Genomic DNA, 15,969 nt, shown 5'->3' on the forward strand with positions numbered 1-15,969 from the left:
ACTATGGATCCGCGCAGTGAAGTACTGCTTCGTCAGGCCGAACTTTTTCAAGGCAACCTGCTGCTGGTAGGTTTGCCCGCTGACGACTTGCTCGGCCGACTGCCCAATGCCCACGGCTGGAGCTGGCATGCCGGCGACCAGGCCGCACTGGATGCGCGCTTTCCCGAGCGCAGCCAGTTCGGCGTGAACGTGCCCGAACGCGGGTTTGATGCGGCAGTGATTTTCCTTCCAAAATCCAAAGACCTCACCGACTACCTGCTCAACGCCGTGGCCGCACGCTTGCCCGGCGCCGAGCTGTTTTTGGTCGGGGAGAAAAAGGGCGGCATCGAAAGTGCCGCCAAGCAGATGATTCCGTACGGCAAGCCGCGCAAGCTCGACAACGCGCGGCATTGCCAGCTGTGGCAAGTCACCGTGGCCAACGCCCCGCAAGCGGTCGAGCTGGAAAGCCTGGCGCAAGTCTTCGAGGTGCCGCTGGCCGAAGGGCCGCTGAAGGTGGTGAGCCTGCCCGGCGTGTTCAGCCATGGTCGCCTGGATCGCGGCACCGAGCTGCTGCTGGAGCATCTGGATAAGTTGCCGAGCGGGCATCTGCTCGACTTTGGTTGCGGCGCCGGCGTGCTCGGGGCTGCGGTCAAGCGCCGTTACCCGCATAACAGCGTGACGATGCTCGATGTGGACGCCTTCGCCGCCGCCAGCAGCCGTCTGACTCTGGCGGCCAACGGTCTGGAAGCCGAGGTGTTGACCGGTGACGGTATCGACGCCGCGCCGATGGGTTTGAACGCGATTTTAAGCAACCCGCCGTTCCATGTCGGTGTACATACGGATTATTTCGCTACGGAAAACCTGCTGCGAAAAGCGGCGAAACACCTGGCAAAAGGTGGCGAACTTCGCTTGGTCGCCAACAGTTTCCTCAAGTATCAACCGCTGATCGAAGAGCACTTGGGCGTGTGTGCGATCAAGGCCGAGGGCAATGGTTTTCGCATTTACCGTGCCAAACGCGGCTGAGGGCGATTTGAAAAAGAACGCTTGCCGAATGGGTTTTGCCTAGGCAGAATCCGCTCCGTCCTAGGGGAGTAGTCTCCCACGAGCGCCATGCTCGTCCGGCATACGTCAACATACTTGGTCAACAGACCATGGCGTATGCGACCCAGGAGTCCGCACAGACGGACCGGGGTTTGACAAGACCTATGACACGCACACCTTACCCGGGGCGGGAAGGCTGTACGTGTCATAGCCGTGTCGGCCCGCCCCTGGAAACCTACCTGATGCTGGATTCATTACTCGTTCCTACCGCAATCGTTGCCTTGGCCGAAATCGGCGACAAGACGCAACTGCTCGCGCTCATCCTTGCCGCACGCTTTCGCAAACCCTGGCCGATCATCGCCGGCATTGTCGCCGCGACCCTGGCCAACCATGCGGCCGCCGGTGCCGTGGGGGCCTGGTTCAGCAGCTTCTTCTCGGATGCGGTGTTGCACTGGATCCTCGCAGCGAGCTTCTGTGCCACCGCGCTGTGGACTTTGGTGCCGGACAAACTCGACGATGACGAAGCCAGTACCACGCGCAAGTTCGGGCCGTTCCTGACCACGCTGATTGCGTTCTTCCTCGCAGAAATCGGTGACAAGACCCAGATCGCCACGGTGATGCTGGCGGCGCAGTACCCAGAGTTGTGGCTGGTGATTATCGGCACCACGCTGGGCATGCTGATTGCCAACGTGCCGGTGGTATTGGCGGGGAATTTTGCGGCGGAAAAACTGCCGCTGACTTTGATTCGTCGACTGGCGGCTACGGCGTTTTTCGTCCTGGCGGTGGTGGCGGTGTACAAGGCCATGCAAAGCAGCGGCTGGATCTAAACTCGATGTAAACCTGTGGGAGCTGGCTTGCCTGCGATGGCATCACCTCGGTACACCTTACAAACCGAGTCGCCTGCATCGCGGGCAAGCCCGGCTCCCACACTGGACCGCGTTAACTCAGGACTTTTTGGCCTGCTGGTACAGCGGCATCACCTTCGGAATCGCCGCCTGCAACGAGGCGATTCGGCTGTCGGAGGCCGGGTGAGTGCTCATGAACTCGGGCGTCCCGCCCTGGGAAGCCTTGGCCATCTTGTTCCACAAGGTGATCGCGGCATTCGGGTTGTAGCCGGCGCGGGCCGAAAGCTCCAGGCCGATCAGGTCGGCTTCATTCTCGTTGCCGCGACTGTTGGGCAACGTCAGGCCGTATTTAACGGCAGCATCACCAATCGCCATACTGTCTTGGCCCAACCCCAACAAGGCTGAGGCGCCCTGCTTGGCCATTTCGATACCGTACGCTTTGGACATGGCCTCACGACTGTGCTCGCGCAAGGCGTGGGCGATTTCATGCCCCATCACCGCCGCCAACTCGTCATCGGTCAATTTGAGGTCGTCGATCAGCGCGCTGTATACGAATATCTTGCCGCCTGGCCCGCAGTTAGCGTTGATCTCGTCGCTTTTGATCAGGTTCACTTCCCATTGCCACTGCGCCGCGTCCGGGCGGAACGCCGGTACTTGCACGATCAAACGCTTGGCAATCGCCTGCACGCGCTTGGCGTTGGCACTCGTCTTGTCGACGACACCTTTGCTGCTCGCCTCGCCCAAGGTCTTTTGATAGGACTGGGCATACATCTGGTCGACTTCCTGACTCGACAACAGGCTGTACATATATTGCTTGCGCTCAACGCCAACGGCACCGCCACTGGTGGTGTTGACCACCTGGCAACCGGCCAGCAGCATCGCTGCACTGAGTACACTTACCACCAATGACTTTTTCATGACGCTCTCCCTGAAATCCTGGCGCGTATCCTAGGCGGTCATGTGTATCTGCGCCAGATACACACGACGTGTAACCACTAACTTTCAGATACATCCCACACACCCACAGCGGCGGCGAACTGCCCGTTTGCGACATCTCGCACTATTTCGCCCGCCAAGCCTTAAGCCTCCAGTGCCCATGGCCGATACAAAAAGGCAGCCCACCTGCCCTGCGCCTGGAGCCTCCATGAAATTCAAGTCGATTCAGTTTTCTGTCGCCGCATTGACCGGGGCCATCGTGCTGAGTGTGGTCGCAGTGCTGGTGCTCTATGCAGTGTTTGCCGGTGCCCGCACCCAGGAGCTGGTGCAGGAGCGCACCCAGGCGCAATTTGAGCAGATCATCGAGCAGCGCCTCACCGCTTTGGCGCAAACCCAGGCCACGCTGGTCCAGCGCGAACTGGAGGCACCACTGGTGACCGCCAAAGGCCTGGCCACCGCCAATGCCCTGCTGGCGATGAAAGACGCCAAGGGCGAACCCGCGCTGCAGGTCGGCCGCGAGCAATTGATCAACCTGCTGCATGAAACCGTGGTGCGCAACCCGAAAATCCTCGGCGCCTACATCGGCTGGGAGCCCAATGCCATCGACCATAACGACGCTGCCTACGTGAACACCGCGATTGTCGGCATGGGCACCGACGGCCGTTTCCTGCCGTGGTGGTACCGCAACGCCGATGGCAGCCTGGGCCTGGATAAGCTCGCTGACGTCAACGATCAGAAGATCCTGTCAACCGGCGTGCGCGCCAGTGAGTACTACCTGTGCTCCAAAGAGAGCAAGAAGCCCTGCGCCATCGACCCGGCGCCTTATAAAGTCGGGAATGCGATGGTGATGCTCGCCTCGTTTATCGAACCGATCATGGTCGACGGCACGTTCCAGGGCATCGTCGGCGCCGACCTGTCGGTGAACTTCATCCAGGACATGCTCACCCGCGCCGACCAGAACCTGTACAACGGCGCCGGCGAACTGGCGCTGATCTCCAGCAACGGTCGCCTGGTGGCCTATACCAAGGACGCCAGCAAGCTTGGCGAAAAAGCCAGCGACCTGCTCGACAGCAACGAGCTGGCCAACCTCGGCCAGTTGAAAGTCGGCGAAGTGCGCTACGACATCGACAAGGAGCACGGGCATATCGAGCTGTTCCTGCCCTTCAACATCGGCCAGGCCGAAGCGCGCTGGACCTTGATGCTGCAACTGCCGCTGAGTGCGGTAATGGCCGACTCGCAGAAGCTGCAAGGCGACCTGCAAGCCCAGCGCAAGACCGACACCTTCGGCATGGCCATGGTCGGCCTGTTGATCGCCGGTATCGGTTTGCTGGTGATCTGGCTGGTGGGCCATGGCATCGCCCGCCCGCTCAAGCAAATGGTGGCCATGCTCAACGATATCGCCCAGGGCGAAGGTGACCTTACCCGCCGCCTCACCAGTGATCGCGCCGATGAGCTGGGCGCGATTGCCAACGGCTTTAATACCTTCCTGATCAAGTTGCAGGGCATGATCACTCAGGTCGTGAGTTCGGTGCAGAAGGTCAGCGACTCGTCAGAACACACCGCCGACATCGCGATTCGCACCAACCAGGGCGTGCATAAACAGATGGTCGAGATCGACCAGGTGGCCACCGCTGTGCACGAAATGACCGCCACTGCGCAAGACGTGGCACGCAACGCCACCCAGGCCGCGCAAGCCGCCAGCCATGCCGACCAGGCCGCAAGCCAAGGCATGCGTATTGTGCGCGACACGTCCACTTCCATCGGCGCGCTGGCTGAAGAAATCGGCAAGGCGGTCGGTGTGGTGCAAACCCTGGCCAAGGACAGCGAAAATATCAACGCGATCCTCACGGCGATTCGCGGGATTGCCGAGCAGACCAACCTGCTGGCGCTCAACGCCGCCATCGAAGCGGCCCGCGCCGGTGAGCAAGGGCGTGGTTTTGCGGTGGTGGCCGATGAGGTGCGCAACCTGGCGCAGAAAACCCAAAAAGCCACTGAAGAAATCCAGACCATGATCCAACAGCTGCAACAAGGCACGCGGGATGTGGTGCGGGTGATGGAAGACAGCCAGAACCGTACCGACGAAAGCGTGCAGCACGCGGCGAAGGCGGCCGAAGCGCTGGAGACCATTACCCAGGCGGTGTCGGTGATCAACGACATGAACACGCAAATCGCCAGCGCGGCCGAAGAGCAGAGCGCCGTGGCCGAGGACATCAATCGCAATGTGATCAATATTGGCCAGGTGGCCAATGAGGTGGCGGGTGGTGCGGATGAGTCCAGCGCAGCGAGTGCGGATTTGACCAAGTTGGCGGAGCAGCAGCGGCGGTTGATCAATCAGTTCAAGGTCTGAGGCCGCTATCGCAGCGATGCGGCGACCCGACAAGCCAGCTCCCACATTTGGATTTGTGAATACACTCAACATGTGGGAGCTGGCTTGCCTGCGATGAGTCCAGCAAAGCCAACCTCAACCTGGGGTCAGACACTCCGGCCCATTCAACTTCGGATCATTGACCATATTGGCCAACACCCGCTCGCGCAACGCGGCAGGCTCGCTGGCCAACAAGCCCTGCAACACGTGCAGCGGCGTCTCAGGATTCAACCACGCCTCTTGCCCTGCCGCCTCCAGAATCAACGGCCGCCGCTGACTCTGCGCGGCCTGGGTCACCACCGCCGTACTCAGCCACACCTGCTCTTGCACCGGATACGCTTCCCAGATCGCCGCAAAAAACAGTGTCGAGCCTTCACCCGGCGTCAGCCAATACGGGCGTTTACGCTGGGTGCCGCGCCATTCGTAGAAACCGTTGGCCGGCAGCAGGCAACGGCGCTGGCGCAAGGCTTCGCGAAACATCGGTTGTTCGGCCAGGGTTTCGGCGCGCGCGTGGGCTGGCGTGCGCGAAAGGTCGGTGAGCCACGGTGGCGTGAGGCCCCAGCGCGCACGGGCCAGGGTGCGCTGGCCTTCGCTCAGGCGCTGGATCAGCACCGAATCATTCGGGGAGATGTTCCACTGGGCCTGCTGGTCGGCCGGGAAGCCCGGCAAGGCAGCAAAGGAAGGGTTCCAGCGAAACAGGGCATAACGTCCACACATGGGGCAACACGACTCTTGGGGTAAACCGACCGACAGCCTAACAGACCAACACGTCGGGGAAGCTGTCGGGTTCATCGCCGGGCATGGGTTGCGCGCCGTTATAGGCCGTAATCAATTCGCGGGCGTAGGCGGCCTGGTCGTTGTCGACTTCCAGGCCCAACAGGCCGAAGATCGGCAACTCGCCGGTCCCACCGAGCAAATGGCGCCCCACCAGGTGCGCCTCGATGCCTTCACTGGCAAGCATCTGTTGCAGCAGCTCGCCCTCCATCAGGTTTTCCGGTTCGTAGATTCGCTGCATGGGGTGTACCTGTTACTCGTTTTCGCTGCGCACGTTCAGCATCCATTCGTCATCATGCACCTGTAGCTCGAAAGTAATGGGCCGGCAGCACACCGGGCAATCCTCTATATATTGCTGATCGCCTCCCGACAGGTCCAGCAACGCCGTGACCACCTCTCCACAATAAGGACATTCGTACGACTCCTCTTCCATCGCGGTCTCCCAGGTGACTTGTGCGTATAATCGCCGGTCTATTTACAGGGCTATTCACGGCAGAGCCAATATTGCGGCCGCACCCTGATATTTCCTTTACTTACCCTAGCCGTTTCTAACAAGAGAGCATGATGGGCGAATTCGATACCATCCGACCTTACAACGACAGCGAAGTCCCGGCCGTGCTGGCGCGCCTGTTCAGTGACAAGGCCTTTCTGGACATCCTGACTCACTTTCGCTTCCCGCGCTTTGCCGGCGCCCTGGGCTGGCTGCTCAAGCCGATGATCGCCCGCAAACTGCGCCGTGAATTTGCCGGCGTCACCACCGTGGCCACGCTGCAGGACAAAGTCGAGTACTACGTCGATCACACCATAGATCGGGCGACCGACGGCGTGACTTATACCGGCGTCGAGCAGCTCAAGTCCGGCACCGCCTATCTGTTTCTGGCCAACCACCGCGATATCGTGATGGACCCGGCCTTCGTCAACTATGCCGTGTACCACGCCGGCCTGCCGACGCCACGCATCGCCATCGGCGACAACCTGCTGCAAAAGCCGTTTGTCAGCGACCTGATGCGCCTGAACAAGAGCTTTATCGTGCACCGCTCGATCACTGGGCGAAAGGAGAAGATGGCGGCGTATAACCTGCTGTCGGCCTATATCAACCATTCGATCCGCAACGACTGCCAGTCGATCTGGATCGCCCAGGCCGAAGGGCGGGCCAAGGACGGGGATGATCGCACCGAGTCGGCGATCCTCAAGATGTTCCACGTCAGCCGCAAGGACGAGCCGTTTGCAGAGGTGATCCAGTCGCTGAACCTGACGCCGGTGTCGATCAGCTATGAATACGACCCATGCGACAGCGCCAAGGCCCGCGAGCTGTACATCCGCGCCACCACCGGCACCTACAGCAAGGCGCCAGGTGAAGACGATGTGAGCATTGCGCTGGGCATTACCGGCTACAAGGGCCGCGTGCACGTGAACTTCGCACCGCCGATCACCGAACGCTTTGAAGACACCAAACTGTTGGCCGTAGAAATGGACCGCCAGATTCTCGGCGGTTATCGCCTGTTCCCGGTGCATTACCTGGCGTATGCGCAGTGGAGCGACGCCGACCCGCAATTGCAGGTGCCGGCGGCAGCCGAGGTGTTCCCGGCCGATGAGCTGGCCAAGGCCAAAGCGGAGTGGGAACGGCGCTTGAATGAATGCCCGGTGGAACACCGGCCGTACTTGGTGACGCAGTATGCGACGCCGGTGAGGAATCAATACCGGGTCAAGGCCGGGATTCCTCTGTAAATACCAAACCAAAATGTGGGAGCGGGCTTGCCCGCGATGGCGGCGTGTCAGAACCGAATCTATCGACTGGCACACTGCTATCGCGGGCAAGCCAGCTCCCACATTGGTCTTTCGGTGGTTTTAGAGGTGGGTGCTGAGCCAGGACACGGCCAGCGCCAGGCCGAGGCAGGCAAACCCGACGCGGTAAGCCAGGCGATGCGACCGTTCGGTACGCACATCCAGAAACAACATCGGTTGGTCGATCGCGCGGTCTTCGCTTTGGGCGGTCAGGTCGGCCAGCGCTCGCTGCTCGCGCAGGCGGGTAATGAACAGCAGCGCTGCACCCGGGCAGGCCACCAATAAAGCCACAGCATTGATCAGCAGTGCGGGCAGCGCCATCGCAAACCTCGGTAGACGAGTGTCTTGGTATCAATTCAGATACAAACCTGAATGATATTGGCCTCCTGCCGCTGAAACGTTCCGTCCCCCATGTACGGTTAATGTATCCAGTAATTTACAGCGTCACCTGAACGTCACCTTAACAAGCCACTCTGTTGCCCTTCGAACGCTTGGGAGCTTGTCATGCTGCACGCACAAAACCAGGATCGGCTGTACCTGATGGCCCAGAACGATGAACAGGAAGCGCTGGTCGGCGGCCTCGCATTCAACGTCCAGGACCGCCACTGGCTGGTGTATTGCGCGCTCGGCGGGCACCAGCATGCCGACCTGCCGGAGCTGGACCTGCTCACTGGCGTGAGTGTGCTGGACTTTTATGTCGAAACGGCTGCATGAAGGCTACAGGCATAAAAAAACCGGGCTCATTGCTGAGCCCGGCGATGGGGGCGTTGCGCGCCCGCCTGACGGTTACTGCGCGTTGAGAAGCGAACCGATGCTCGGGTCTTTGAACAAGCGCGTCAGGGCATCACTCAACACGTCGCTGACCAGCTTGGTGTTGGTTTCCTGGTTCGGCGACATACCGAAGCGCTGGTTCAGGGACGCGCCGTAGCGGCCACTGTAGCGGCGTGTGCCGGCGCTGACGTCGGACTTGAAGGTCGCGCCGATGGAGGCTTCCGTCACATACAGGCCTTCTTTGGGCGACTGGTACTTCAGCTCAGCCAGGGTGATGGTCAACTGCGGCGCGCCCGGCGAGTTGGCCGGGGTGAAGCCCAGCAGGCGCACGGCGGCTTCAGCCTGGGCTTGCAGCTTGGGCAGCACGTCCTGGCCTTGTACCGAAATCAGCGCGGTCTCAGGGTACAGACCACCACGGGAACCCAGGGTTGGCGAAGGACGACCATCTACCACGCGCACCGATACCGGCTGGCCGTGGCCGACAGGCGCCAGTTGCGCCGTGACTTTAGGTTGCGGGCTGAGTTGTTGCGGGCTGTTGGCGCAGCCAACCAGGGTCAAACTGGTCACAGTGATCAAACCGAACAACAGGCGTTGCAACATACTCATTTCTCCAGGACTAGGTGCAAACAGGCCGCCAGTATAACGGCGCATGTGGGCCACTCACCAGCCATCCTGAACGGCAGCTGAAGGCGGGCTGAAATTACAATTTCGCATAATTTCGTCACTCCACTGTCATGGCACACTGGCAACCTTCAAGCATGTAACGTAACAGGTACAAAGCCATGCGCCTTCTTAAATCATTGTTCATGTCCCACCCCCGCCATCGCCACTACGCACGGCTCGATGCCAATGGCCATTGCGTGGCGTTCAAGCAGTGCAGCCTGCCACCCGTGGGCGAGGGCTGGGTGGAAGTCACGGAGACACATCTGGGCTGGATGCACCGCCCACTGCCAATGAACGCCCGAATCAGCCCACGGGTTGCCCACACGCACTCGCGGCACGCACTGGCTTCCTGAACGCCCTAATAAAAGTCACAAAACACGCCCATTTCCCTGGCGTTCTTCGCTACAATCTCCCCCCGATTATAAGGACGTCTCCTGATCGGGCCTCGCAGCATCGTTAATGCCTCGGTATTAACCCCCCAATCGCCCACAGAGAGCCGCCCACACAGATCGAGTGAAGCTGGCGCGCTTGCTGTTTTCTTTGCAAACCACCCCTCTTTACCGAATCTGCCAGAGCTGCCATTGCGCTCGGCCACTTGAGTTGTTTGCCCGTCTTGCCGCGTGTCGGCAGGGGTTTACGGGCCAGGTGCCAGGCTGGGGCAGCCCTTTTTTGAGGTTCACGTCTTCAAAAGAGCGTGAAAAAAACGGGTTTTCACAACTTCACAAGAGTGTGGCGAGCAAATGAATAGTTTGGCGTTTGTACAAGCACCATCAGCGTCTGGAACAGCCCAACCACACAGGACCGAGTACTCCTCAAACACCGGAGCTTGAGCCTGTCCGCTACGGTTTGATTGCACAAATCGCACGCTTTGACCATAAGTCGAATTGCCACAGGCGCCCATGAATGCGTTCATAGGCAGATTAGCCTGGCAGGAAGCGTGTGCTGAAGTTGCAAAGAATTGCGAAACGGACATGGCGATCCTGGCCATGGGTAACCTGGGGCAACACGTGAACCGCCCCGTCACTCCTGGCAGCCATGCCGTCAATTTGGTGCTGCAGATTTTGGAGACGCGTTAAATGGCGCATAACGAAGCAGTCGACGTAGTACTGGTAGGGGCCGGCATCATGAGTGCCACCCTGGCCGTATTGCTCAAAGAGCTCGACCCCGGCCTCAAGCTGGAAGTCGTTGAGCTGATGGATTCGGGTGCCGCGGAGAGTTCCAACCCGTGGAACAACGCCGGCACCGGCCACGCCGGGCTGTGTGAGCTGAACTACACGCCGCAGGCTGGCGACGGCTCCATCGATATCAAGAAAGCCGTGCACATCAACACCCAGTTCGAGGTGTCGAAGCAGTTCTGGGCTTACCTGACCAAAAAGGGCACCTTTGGCTCGTCCAAGTCCTTTATCAGCCCGGTGCCGCACCTGAGCTTCGTGCAAGGCGACAAAGGCGTGTCTTTCCTCAAGAAACGCTTTGAAACCCTCAGCCAGCACCATGCGTTCTCGGACATGCATTACACCGAAGACCGCAATGAGATGGCCGAGTGGATGCCGCTGATGATGCCGGGCCGCCCGCTCGACGAAAAAATCGCGGCCACCCGCGTGATGAACGGCACCGACGTCAATTTCGGCGCCCTGACCAACCAACTGCTGTCGCACCTGACCAGCGCACCGGATGCCCAGGTCAAGTACAGCAAGCGCGTTACCGGCCTCAAGCGCAATGGCGCGGGCTGGACCGTGAGCATCAAGGACGTCAATAGCGGCAACACCCGCGAAGTCGACGCCAAGTTCGTGTTCCTCGGCGCCGGTGGCGCGGCCCTGCCGCTGCTGCAAGCTTCGGGCATCGAAGAAAGCAAAGGCTTCGGCGGCTTCCCGGTCAGTGGCCAGTGGCTGCGTTGCGACAACCCGGAAGTGGTCAAGCACCACCAGGCCAAGGTCTACAGCCAGGCCGCCGTGGGCTCGCCGCCGATGTCCGTGCCGCACCTGGACACCCGCGTGGTCGATGGCCAGAAATCCCTGCTGTTCGGGCCATACGCCGGCTTCACCACCAAGTTCCTCAAGCACGGCTCGTTCCTCGACCTGCCGCTGTCGGTTCGCGCCGGCAATATCGGCCCGATGCTGGCGGTCGCTCGCGACAACATGGACCTGACCAAATACCTGGTCAGCGAAGTGATGCAGTCCATGGAGCAGCGCCTGGAATCACTGCGTCGCTTCTACCCGCAAGCCAAAGCCGAAGACTGGCGCCTGGAAGTGGCCGGACAACGGGTGCAGATCATCAAGAAAGACCCGAAAAAAGGCGGCGTGCTGCAATTTGGCACCGAGCTGGTCGCGGCCAAAGACGGCTCGCTGGCGGCCCTGCTGGGTGCGTCCCCAGGCGCTTCGGTGACGGTTTCGATCATGCTGGAACTGATCGAGCGCTGCTTCCCGGCCAAGGCTGCTGGTGAGTGGGCGGCCAAGCTGCACGAGATCTTCCCGGCGAGGGAAAAAGTGCTGGAGACGGACGCTGAGCTGTATCGCAAGATCAATGCGCAGAACAACATCAGCCTGGAGCTGGTTGCGCAAAGCAACGAGGCTGAAAGCTTCGCTTGAGGTCTTGACGCGGAGCGTCAGTGGAGGCATTCCCACGCGGAGCGTGGGAACGATCAAACGCCCTTCGGGGCGTTTTTTTGTGGCCGGGATAATCAGCCGCGAGCGTTTTCGATCAGCTCGATGTACTCAGGCGCGTTGCGCTGGTCCTTGATCAGCTCGACGAAGGTCTTGCCGTGCTCGTCCTTACCATCCAGGTCCAGGCCAGCTTCCTTGAAAAAGCCCAGGAAGCGCTCGAAGTCGTCGATACGCAGGCCACGGTAGGCCTTGATCAGCTTGTGCAGGGACGGTGAAGTCGCGTCGACTGGCTCAAAATCCAGGAACAACTTGATCTGGTCGTCGCCGATCTCGTCACCAATCACCTGTTTCTTATCTTTACGCATTACCGACTCCAGCCTGCAGACATTTACACGGGATTGGGAGTCTACCTGCCAGACACCACCTTCGAAAACAACCAAACACTCATGTGGGAGCCGGCTTGCCTGCGATAGCGGTGCATCAGTGACAGTTGGGCCAACTGACCCGCCGCCATCGCAGGCAAGCCAGCTCCCACATTGACTGCATTCGGCTTAATTACTTTGCGCGTACGGCCCCTGTGTGCAGATCCGCCCAGATATGCCCATTGGTATAACTGAGGAACTGCACATACACCGTGTCATTGCGCAGCAGGTCGACAATCACTCGATATTGCGCCATTGGGTAAGACAGGGTCAGGGTTTTGCTGGCGTCATCGAACATCGGCTTTTTCAGGCTTTTGCTTTCGGCATCAAAATTGAGCACCACCTGACTGATCGTCGCGCCCTTGTTCAGGGATTTCCCCTTGAGGCGGATCATCAACGGCGAGGTCACCGGAATTGGCTGTTGCGTCGACTGCCGCTGGTTACCCACCACCACCGCATACTCGGTAACTTGCAGCAGTTGCTGCTGGTCGGGCGTTTGCGCACGCAGGGTCAGGTCATCGGGCGGCAGGAACTGGCTGTGCATCGGCGCGGGCGCGGCAGCCAGTGGCAAACTGAGAGTCAACGCCAGGGCGGCGCAGGTGCGTGTCAACAGGCTCATGGGCCGCTCCGTAGAAGAAGGCCGAGCACTGTAGCTCAATCGAACTGGGCGAGCATCCAGCGTTGATACTCGGCCACACCGGAATCGCCTTCGCGGGGCGCCCAGTCGGGTGACTCGCCCTCGCCTATCGGGCGATACGGCCCGGCCTTGCATTCAAACATCACACTGTCAGGCTCCAGAACCACCAGGCCATGAAACACGCCTGGCGGCAGATCGACGCCTGCACACTCACCGCCCGCCTGCAGAATGCGCTTGGCAATCACCTCGCCGGTATCGCTGAACACCAGTAAGCCGAGGCTGCCCTTGAGCACCAACAGGGTTTCCGCCTTGTCGGCACGCAGGTGCCGATGCGGCGGCACATAGGTGTCGGGTTGCAGGCCAACGGCCAGGCGATGGCAGGGTTCTTCCATCTGATGGAAGTTGTGATGGTGCCGGCCGCGAGGGCTGGCGGCGGCTTTCTCGGCCAATTGCGCGAACAGCGTCTGATCAAGAAAGCGCACCATGGTTTACATCCCTTTAACCGCGTAGATGCCATTGGCGTTACGCCAGTAGCCTTTGTAGTCCATGCCGTAGCCGAAGATGTAGCGGTCAATGCACGGCAGGCCGACGTAATCGGCTTTGAGGTCCGGACGGGCTTTGCGGTCGTGGTCTTTGTCGATCAGTACGGCGGTGTGCACTTTGCGCGCGCCGGCATGTTTGCAGAAGTCGATGATCGCGCCCAGGGTGTGACCTTCATCGAGGATGTCGTCGATGATCAGCACGTCGCGGTCGATGAACGACACTTCCGGCTTGGCTTTCCAGAACAGGTCGCCGCCGCTGGTCTCGTTGCGATAACGGGTGGCGTGCAGGTAGGAGGCTTCCAGCGGGAATTGCAGATGAGTCAGCAATTTGCCGGCGAAAATCAGGCCGCCGTTCATCACGCAGAAGACCACCGGGTTGGTGTCGGCCATTTCGCGGCTGATGTGTGCGCCGACCTTGGCGATCGCTTCTTCGACTTGCGCTTCGGTGTACAGGCAGTCAGCCTCGCGCATGATTTGACGGATATGCTCGAGATCAGCGGACATGGCGCTCTCCAAGGGGGTGCTGTGGCAAGAAAAGCGGGCAAAGGTACGCATGTGAGGCGCAACGATCAAGCCTTAATGGACTAACGTACTAGATGTCTATAGGACAACACCCTCGGATAGATTAATCTAGGCCGGTTTTTTTGCCCGCCGCCGGAGCCTTTCCCATGCCCACTCGCGAGATCCGCCACCCGCTGATCCGACACAAACTCGGCCTTATGCGCCGTGCCGACATTAGCACGAAGAATTTCCGTGAGCTTGCTCAGGAAGTCGGAGCGCTGCTGACTTATGAAGCGACCAAGGATTTGCCGCTGGAAACCTACGAGATCCCCGGTTGGGCCGGTCCCGTACAAGTAGAGAAAATCGCCGGTAAGAAAATCACCGTAGTGCCTATCCTGCGCGCCGGTATCGGCATGCTCGAAGGCGTGCTCAGCCTGATCCCGGGCGCCAAAGTCAGCGCCGTGGGCGTGGCTCGTAATGAAGAAACCTTGCAGGCGCACACCTACCTGGAAAAACTCGTCCCGGAAATCAACGAACGCCTGGCAATGATCATCGACCCGATGCTCGCCACCGGCAGCTCCATGGTTGCCACCATCGACCTGCTGAAAAAAGCTGGCTGCAAGGACATCCGCGCCATGGTGCTGGTAGCTGCCCCCGAAGGCATCGCTGCCGTCGAAAAGGCTCACCCGGACGTGCAGATCTACACCGCCTCCATCGACGAGCGCTTGAACGAACACGGCTACATCATCCCAGGCCTGGGCGATGCCGGTGACAAGATCTTCGGCACCAAGCAGAAGGACGCGTGAGCATGCAGGATGAATTCAACGACCCGCTTTGGCGCCAGATCCTGTCTGGCGCACAAATGCTGTTTGTAGCATTTGGCGCGCTGGTGTTGATGCCACTGATCACAGGTCTTGATCCAAACGTCGCACTGTTCACCGCAGGCCTGGGCACGCTGCTGTTCCAGGTGGTGACAGGGCGGCAGGTGCCGGTATTCCTGGCATCGAGCTTTGCGTTTATCACCCCGATAATTCTCGCCAAAGGCCAGTTCGGCCTCGCGGCGACCATGGGCGGGGTGATGGCGGCCGGTTTCGTTTATACCTTTTTGGGCCTGGCCGTTAAGGTCAAAGGCACGGGCTTCATCGACCGCCTGCTGCCGCCTGTGGTGATTGGCCCGGTGATCATTTCCATCGGTCTGGCCATGGCGCCGATTGCCGCCAATATGGCAATGGGCAAAGCCGGCGATGGCAGCGAGCTGATCCATTACCAGACGGCGATGCTGATTTCGATGCCGGCGCTGCTGACCACCTTGATCGTCGCGGTATTCGGCAAAGGCATTTTCCGCCTGGTGCCGATTATCTCCGGCGTGCTGGTCGGCTTTGCCATGTCGTTCTACTTTGGTGTGGTCGACACCGCGAAAATCGCCGCCGCGCCGTGGTTCGCCCTGCCCCACTTCACCGCGCCGGAGTTCAACTGGCAGGCCATCCTGTTTATCGTCCCGGTGGCCCTGGCCCCGGCGATCGAGCATATCGGCGGTGTGATTGCGGTGGGCAGCGTGACCGGTCGCGATTACCTGAAGAAGCCCGGCCTGCACCGCACCCTGCTGGGTGACGGGATTGCCACCACCGCTGCCGGCCTGTTCGGCGGCCCGCCAAACACCACCTACGCTGAAGTGACTGGCGCGGTGATGCTGACCAAGAACTACAACCCGAAAATCATGACCTGGGCGGCCGTGTTTGCCATCAGCCTGGCGTTTATCGGCAAGTTCGGCGCGTTGCTGCAAAGCATCCCGGTACCGGTGATGGGCGGGATTCTGTGCCTGCTGTTCGGCTCGATTGCGGCGGTTGGCATGAACACGTTGATCCGCCACAAGATCGACCTGGGTGAGGCGCGCAATCTGGTGATTGTGTCGGTGACTTTGGTGTTCGGGATTGGCGGCGTGCTGGTCGGCACCGGCACTGGCCCGGATGATTTCGGCCTCAAGGGCATCGCCCTGTGTGCGGTGGTAGCGATTGGTTTGAACCTGCTGCTGCCGGGCAATGATGGCTGGAAGAACAAGAAGCCGGATGAGCCGTTGATCTAACTGGCTCAACGCAAAAAAAATGTGG

Annotated in this window: 19 protein-coding genes, 1 pseudogene and 1 riboswitch; of the genes and pseudogenes, 10 read left to right on the top strand and 10 right to left on the bottom strand. The window is 60.2% G+C overall.

Translation table 11 applies throughout. The features are described from left to right. The first annotated feature begins 3 nt into the window (after window positions 1-3). Together AB4P96_RS27050 and AB4P96_RS27055 are read left to right on the top strand one after the other, a co-directional pair. Complete coding sequence (locus AB4P96_RS27050; RefSeq protein WP_017138209.1) at window positions 4-1,002, top strand: class I SAM-dependent methyltransferase; 999 nt, start codon at window positions 4-6, stop codon at window positions 1,000-1,002. 51 nt (window positions 1,003-1,053) lie between these two features. Then, window positions 1,054-1,173: riboswitch (yybP-ykoY riboswitch) on the top strand. A gap of 89 nt (window positions 1,174-1,262) precedes the next feature. Continuing rightward, window positions 1,263-1,847, top strand: a complete 585-nt coding sequence (locus AB4P96_RS27055; RefSeq protein ID WP_395601002.1) for a TMEM165/GDT1 family protein — start codon at window positions 1,263-1,265, stop codon at window positions 1,845-1,847. A gap of 117 nt (window positions 1,848-1,964) precedes the next feature. On the opposite strand, the gene AB4P96_RS27060 is transcribed toward AB4P96_RS27055, so the two are convergent. Beyond that, complete coding sequence (locus AB4P96_RS27060; protein ID WP_017138210.1) at window positions 1,965-2,783, bottom strand: M48 family metallopeptidase; 819 nt, start codon at window positions 2,781-2,783, stop codon at window positions 1,965-1,967. Window positions 2,784-4,185: 1,402 nt separating this feature from the next. Between AB4P96_RS27060 and AB4P96_RS27065 the strand changes: the two are divergent. Together AB4P96_RS27065 and AB4P96_RS27070 are read left to right on the top strand one after the other, a co-directional pair. Further along, window positions 4,186-4,242, top strand: a pseudogene (locus AB4P96_RS27065) (hypothetical protein); the annotation flags it as partial. A gap of 201 nt (window positions 4,243-4,443) precedes the next feature. After that, window positions 4,444-5,148 (top strand): methyl-accepting chemotaxis protein, encoded by a 705-nt coding sequence (locus tag AB4P96_RS27070; protein ID WP_395601003.1) that lies wholly within the window; start codon window positions 4,444-4,446, stop codon window positions 5,146-5,148. Window positions 5,149-5,262: 114 nt separating this feature from the next. On the opposite strand, the gene AB4P96_RS27075 is transcribed toward AB4P96_RS27070, so the two are convergent. Genes AB4P96_RS27075 through AB4P96_RS27085 form a run of 3 tightly spaced genes read right to left on the bottom strand, consistent with a single transcriptional unit; the run spans window position 5,263 to window position 6,373 of the window. After that, entirely contained in the window at window positions 5,263-5,883 is a 621-nt protein-coding gene (locus tag AB4P96_RS27075; protein WP_176991350.1) for an SOS response-associated peptidase, read from the bottom strand. A gap of 37 nt (window positions 5,884-5,920) precedes the next feature. After that, complete coding sequence (locus AB4P96_RS27080) at window positions 5,921-6,181, bottom strand: putative signal transducing protein (protein WP_017138212.1); 261 nt, start codon at window positions 6,179-6,181, stop codon at window positions 5,921-5,923. A gap of 12 nt (window positions 6,182-6,193) precedes the next feature. Then, complete coding sequence (locus AB4P96_RS27085) at window positions 6,194-6,373, bottom strand: CPXCG motif-containing cysteine-rich protein (RefSeq protein ID WP_017138213.1); 180 nt, start codon at window positions 6,371-6,373, stop codon at window positions 6,194-6,196. A gap of 131 nt (window positions 6,374-6,504) precedes the next feature. Here AB4P96_RS27085 and AB4P96_RS27090 point away from each other — a divergent pair, with 131 nt between their 5' ends. Beyond that, window positions 6,505-7,668: a 1-acyl-sn-glycerol-3-phosphate acyltransferase gene (locus tag AB4P96_RS27090; protein ID WP_026013785.1), complete on the top strand. Its 1,164-nt coding sequence runs from the start codon at window positions 6,505-6,507 to the stop codon at window positions 7,666-7,668. A gap of 120 nt (window positions 7,669-7,788) precedes the next feature. Here AB4P96_RS27090 and AB4P96_RS27095 read toward each other — a convergent pair whose 3' ends face one another. Next, window positions 7,789-8,046, bottom strand: a complete 258-nt coding sequence (locus AB4P96_RS27095) for a hypothetical protein (protein WP_017138215.1) — start codon at window positions 8,044-8,046, stop codon at window positions 7,789-7,791. Between the two features lie 183 nt (window positions 8,047-8,229). On the opposite strand from AB4P96_RS27095, the gene AB4P96_RS27100 reads away from it, so the two are divergent. Next, on the top strand, window positions 8,230-8,439 hold the full coding sequence (locus AB4P96_RS27100; protein ID WP_056859008.1) for a hypothetical protein: 210 nt from the start codon (window positions 8,230-8,232) through the stop codon (window positions 8,437-8,439). Between the two features lie 72 nt (window positions 8,440-8,511). Here AB4P96_RS27100 and AB4P96_RS27105 read toward each other — a convergent pair whose 3' ends face one another. Further along, on the bottom strand, window positions 8,512-9,096 hold the full coding sequence (locus AB4P96_RS27105; protein WP_017138217.1) for a YajG family lipoprotein: 585 nt from the start codon (window positions 9,094-9,096) through the stop codon (window positions 8,512-8,514). Window positions 9,097-9,278: 182 nt separating this feature from the next. Here AB4P96_RS27105 and AB4P96_RS27110 point away from each other — a divergent pair, with 182 nt between their 5' ends. Both AB4P96_RS27110 and mqo read left to right on the top strand, forming a co-directional pair. Further along, complete coding sequence (locus tag AB4P96_RS27110) at window positions 9,279-9,512, top strand: hypothetical protein (protein ID WP_017138218.1); 234 nt, start codon at window positions 9,279-9,281, stop codon at window positions 9,510-9,512. Between the two features lie 723 nt (window positions 9,513-10,235). Then, window positions 10,236-11,744 (top strand): malate dehydrogenase (quinone), encoded by a 1,509-nt coding sequence (mqo, locus tag AB4P96_RS27115; RefSeq protein WP_138451634.1) that lies wholly within the window; start codon window positions 10,236-10,238, stop codon window positions 11,742-11,744. Between the two features lie 92 nt (window positions 11,745-11,836). Here the strand turns inward: mqo and AB4P96_RS27120 are convergent, their stop codons facing one another. The 4 genes from AB4P96_RS27120 to AB4P96_RS27135 all read right to left on the bottom strand — a co-directional run bounded on the left by AB4P96_RS27120 (window position 11,837) and on the right by AB4P96_RS27135 (window position 13,864). Continuing rightward, on the bottom strand, window positions 11,837-12,124 hold the full coding sequence (locus tag AB4P96_RS27120; protein ID WP_017138220.1) for a PA4642 family protein: 288 nt from the start codon (window positions 12,122-12,124) through the stop codon (window positions 11,837-11,839). Between the two features lie 190 nt (window positions 12,125-12,314). Continuing rightward, window positions 12,315-12,800, bottom strand: coding sequence for a hypothetical protein (locus tag AB4P96_RS27125; protein WP_017138221.1), 486 nt, complete (start codon window positions 12,798-12,800; stop codon window positions 12,315-12,317). Window positions 12,801-12,835: 35 nt separating this feature from the next. Further along, entirely contained in the window at window positions 12,836-13,303 is a 468-nt protein-coding gene (locus AB4P96_RS27130; protein ID WP_017138222.1) for a WbuC family cupin fold metalloprotein, read from the bottom strand. Between the two features lie 3 nt (window positions 13,304-13,306). Beyond that, a complete protein-coding gene (locus tag AB4P96_RS27135; RefSeq protein WP_003216150.1) occupies window positions 13,307-13,864 on the bottom strand; it encodes a hypoxanthine-guanine phosphoribosyltransferase in 558 nt (185 codons plus the stop codon). Between the two features lie 164 nt (window positions 13,865-14,028). Between AB4P96_RS27135 and upp the strand changes: the two genes are divergently transcribed. Both upp and AB4P96_RS27145 read left to right on the top strand, forming a co-directional pair. After that, complete coding sequence (gene upp, locus AB4P96_RS27140; RefSeq protein WP_017138223.1) at window positions 14,029-14,667, top strand: uracil phosphoribosyltransferase; 639 nt, start codon at window positions 14,029-14,031, stop codon at window positions 14,665-14,667. A gap of 2 nt (window positions 14,668-14,669) precedes the next feature. Beyond that, window positions 14,670-15,944, top strand: a complete 1,275-nt coding sequence (locus AB4P96_RS27145; RefSeq protein ID WP_017138224.1) for a uracil-xanthine permease family protein — start codon at window positions 14,670-14,672, stop codon at window positions 15,942-15,944. Window positions 15,945-15,969: the final 25 nt, after the last annotated feature.

Source organism: Pseudomonas sp. B19125 (genome assembly GCF_044218855.1).
Lineage (GTDB): Bacteria > Pseudomonadota > Gammaproteobacteria > Pseudomonadales > Pseudomonadaceae > Aquipseudomonas > Aquipseudomonas edaphica.

Bases quoted from the DNA above. Each gene is read 5' to 3' on its own strand.
- AB4P96_RS27050 (WP_017138209.1), top strand. From the start codon at position 4: ATGGATCCGCGCAGTGAAGTACTGCTTCGTCAGGCCGAACTTTTTCAA.
- AB4P96_RS27055 (WP_395601002.1), top strand. From the start codon at position 1,263: ATGCTGGATTCATTACTCGTTCCTACCGCAATCGTTGCCTTGGCCGAA.
- AB4P96_RS27060 (WP_017138210.1), bottom strand. From the start codon at position 2,783: ATGAAAAAGTCATTGGTGGTAAGTGTACTCAGTGCAGCGATGCTGCTG.
- AB4P96_RS27070 (WP_395601003.1), top strand. From the start codon at position 4,444: ATGACCGCCACTGCGCAAGACGTGGCACGCAACGCCACCCAGGCCGCG.
- AB4P96_RS27075 (WP_176991350.1), bottom strand. From the start codon at position 5,883: ATGTGTGGACGTTATGCCCTGTTTCGCTGGAACCCTTCCTTTGCTGCC.
- AB4P96_RS27080 (WP_017138212.1), bottom strand. From the start codon at position 6,181: ATGCAGCGAATCTACGAACCGGAAAACCTGATGGAGGGCGAGCTGCTG.
- AB4P96_RS27085 (WP_017138213.1), bottom strand. From the start codon at position 6,373: ATGGAAGAGGAGTCGTACGAATGTCCTTATTGTGGAGAGGTGGTCACG.
- AB4P96_RS27090 (WP_026013785.1), top strand. From the start codon at position 6,505: ATGGGCGAATTCGATACCATCCGACCTTACAACGACAGCGAAGTCCCG.
- AB4P96_RS27095 (WP_017138215.1), bottom strand. From the start codon at position 8,046: ATGGCGCTGCCCGCACTGCTGATCAATGCTGTGGCTTTATTGGTGGCC.
- AB4P96_RS27100 (WP_056859008.1), top strand. From the start codon at position 8,230: ATGCTGCACGCACAAAACCAGGATCGGCTGTACCTGATGGCCCAGAAC.
- AB4P96_RS27105 (WP_017138217.1), bottom strand. From the start codon at position 9,096: ATGTTGCAACGCCTGTTGTTCGGTTTGATCACTGTGACCAGTTTGACC.
- AB4P96_RS27110 (WP_017138218.1), top strand. From the start codon at position 9,279: ATGCGCCTTCTTAAATCATTGTTCATGTCCCACCCCCGCCATCGCCAC.
- mqo (WP_138451634.1), top strand. From the start codon at position 10,236: ATGGCGCATAACGAAGCAGTCGACGTAGTACTGGTAGGGGCCGGCATC.
- AB4P96_RS27120 (WP_017138220.1), bottom strand. From the start codon at position 12,124: ATGCGTAAAGATAAGAAACAGGTGATTGGTGACGAGATCGGCGACGAC.
- AB4P96_RS27125 (WP_017138221.1), bottom strand. From the start codon at position 12,800: ATGAGCCTGTTGACACGCACCTGCGCCGCCCTGGCGTTGACTCTCAGT.
- AB4P96_RS27130 (WP_017138222.1), bottom strand. From the start codon at position 13,303: ATGGTGCGCTTTCTTGATCAGACGCTGTTCGCGCAATTGGCCGAGAAA.
- AB4P96_RS27135 (WP_003216150.1), bottom strand. From the start codon at position 13,864: ATGTCCGCTGATCTCGAGCATATCCGTCAAATCATGCGCGAGGCTGAC.
- upp (WP_017138223.1), top strand. From the start codon at position 14,029: ATGCCCACTCGCGAGATCCGCCACCCGCTGATCCGACACAAACTCGGC.
- AB4P96_RS27145 (WP_017138224.1), top strand. From the start codon at position 14,670: ATGCAGGATGAATTCAACGACCCGCTTTGGCGCCAGATCCTGTCTGGC.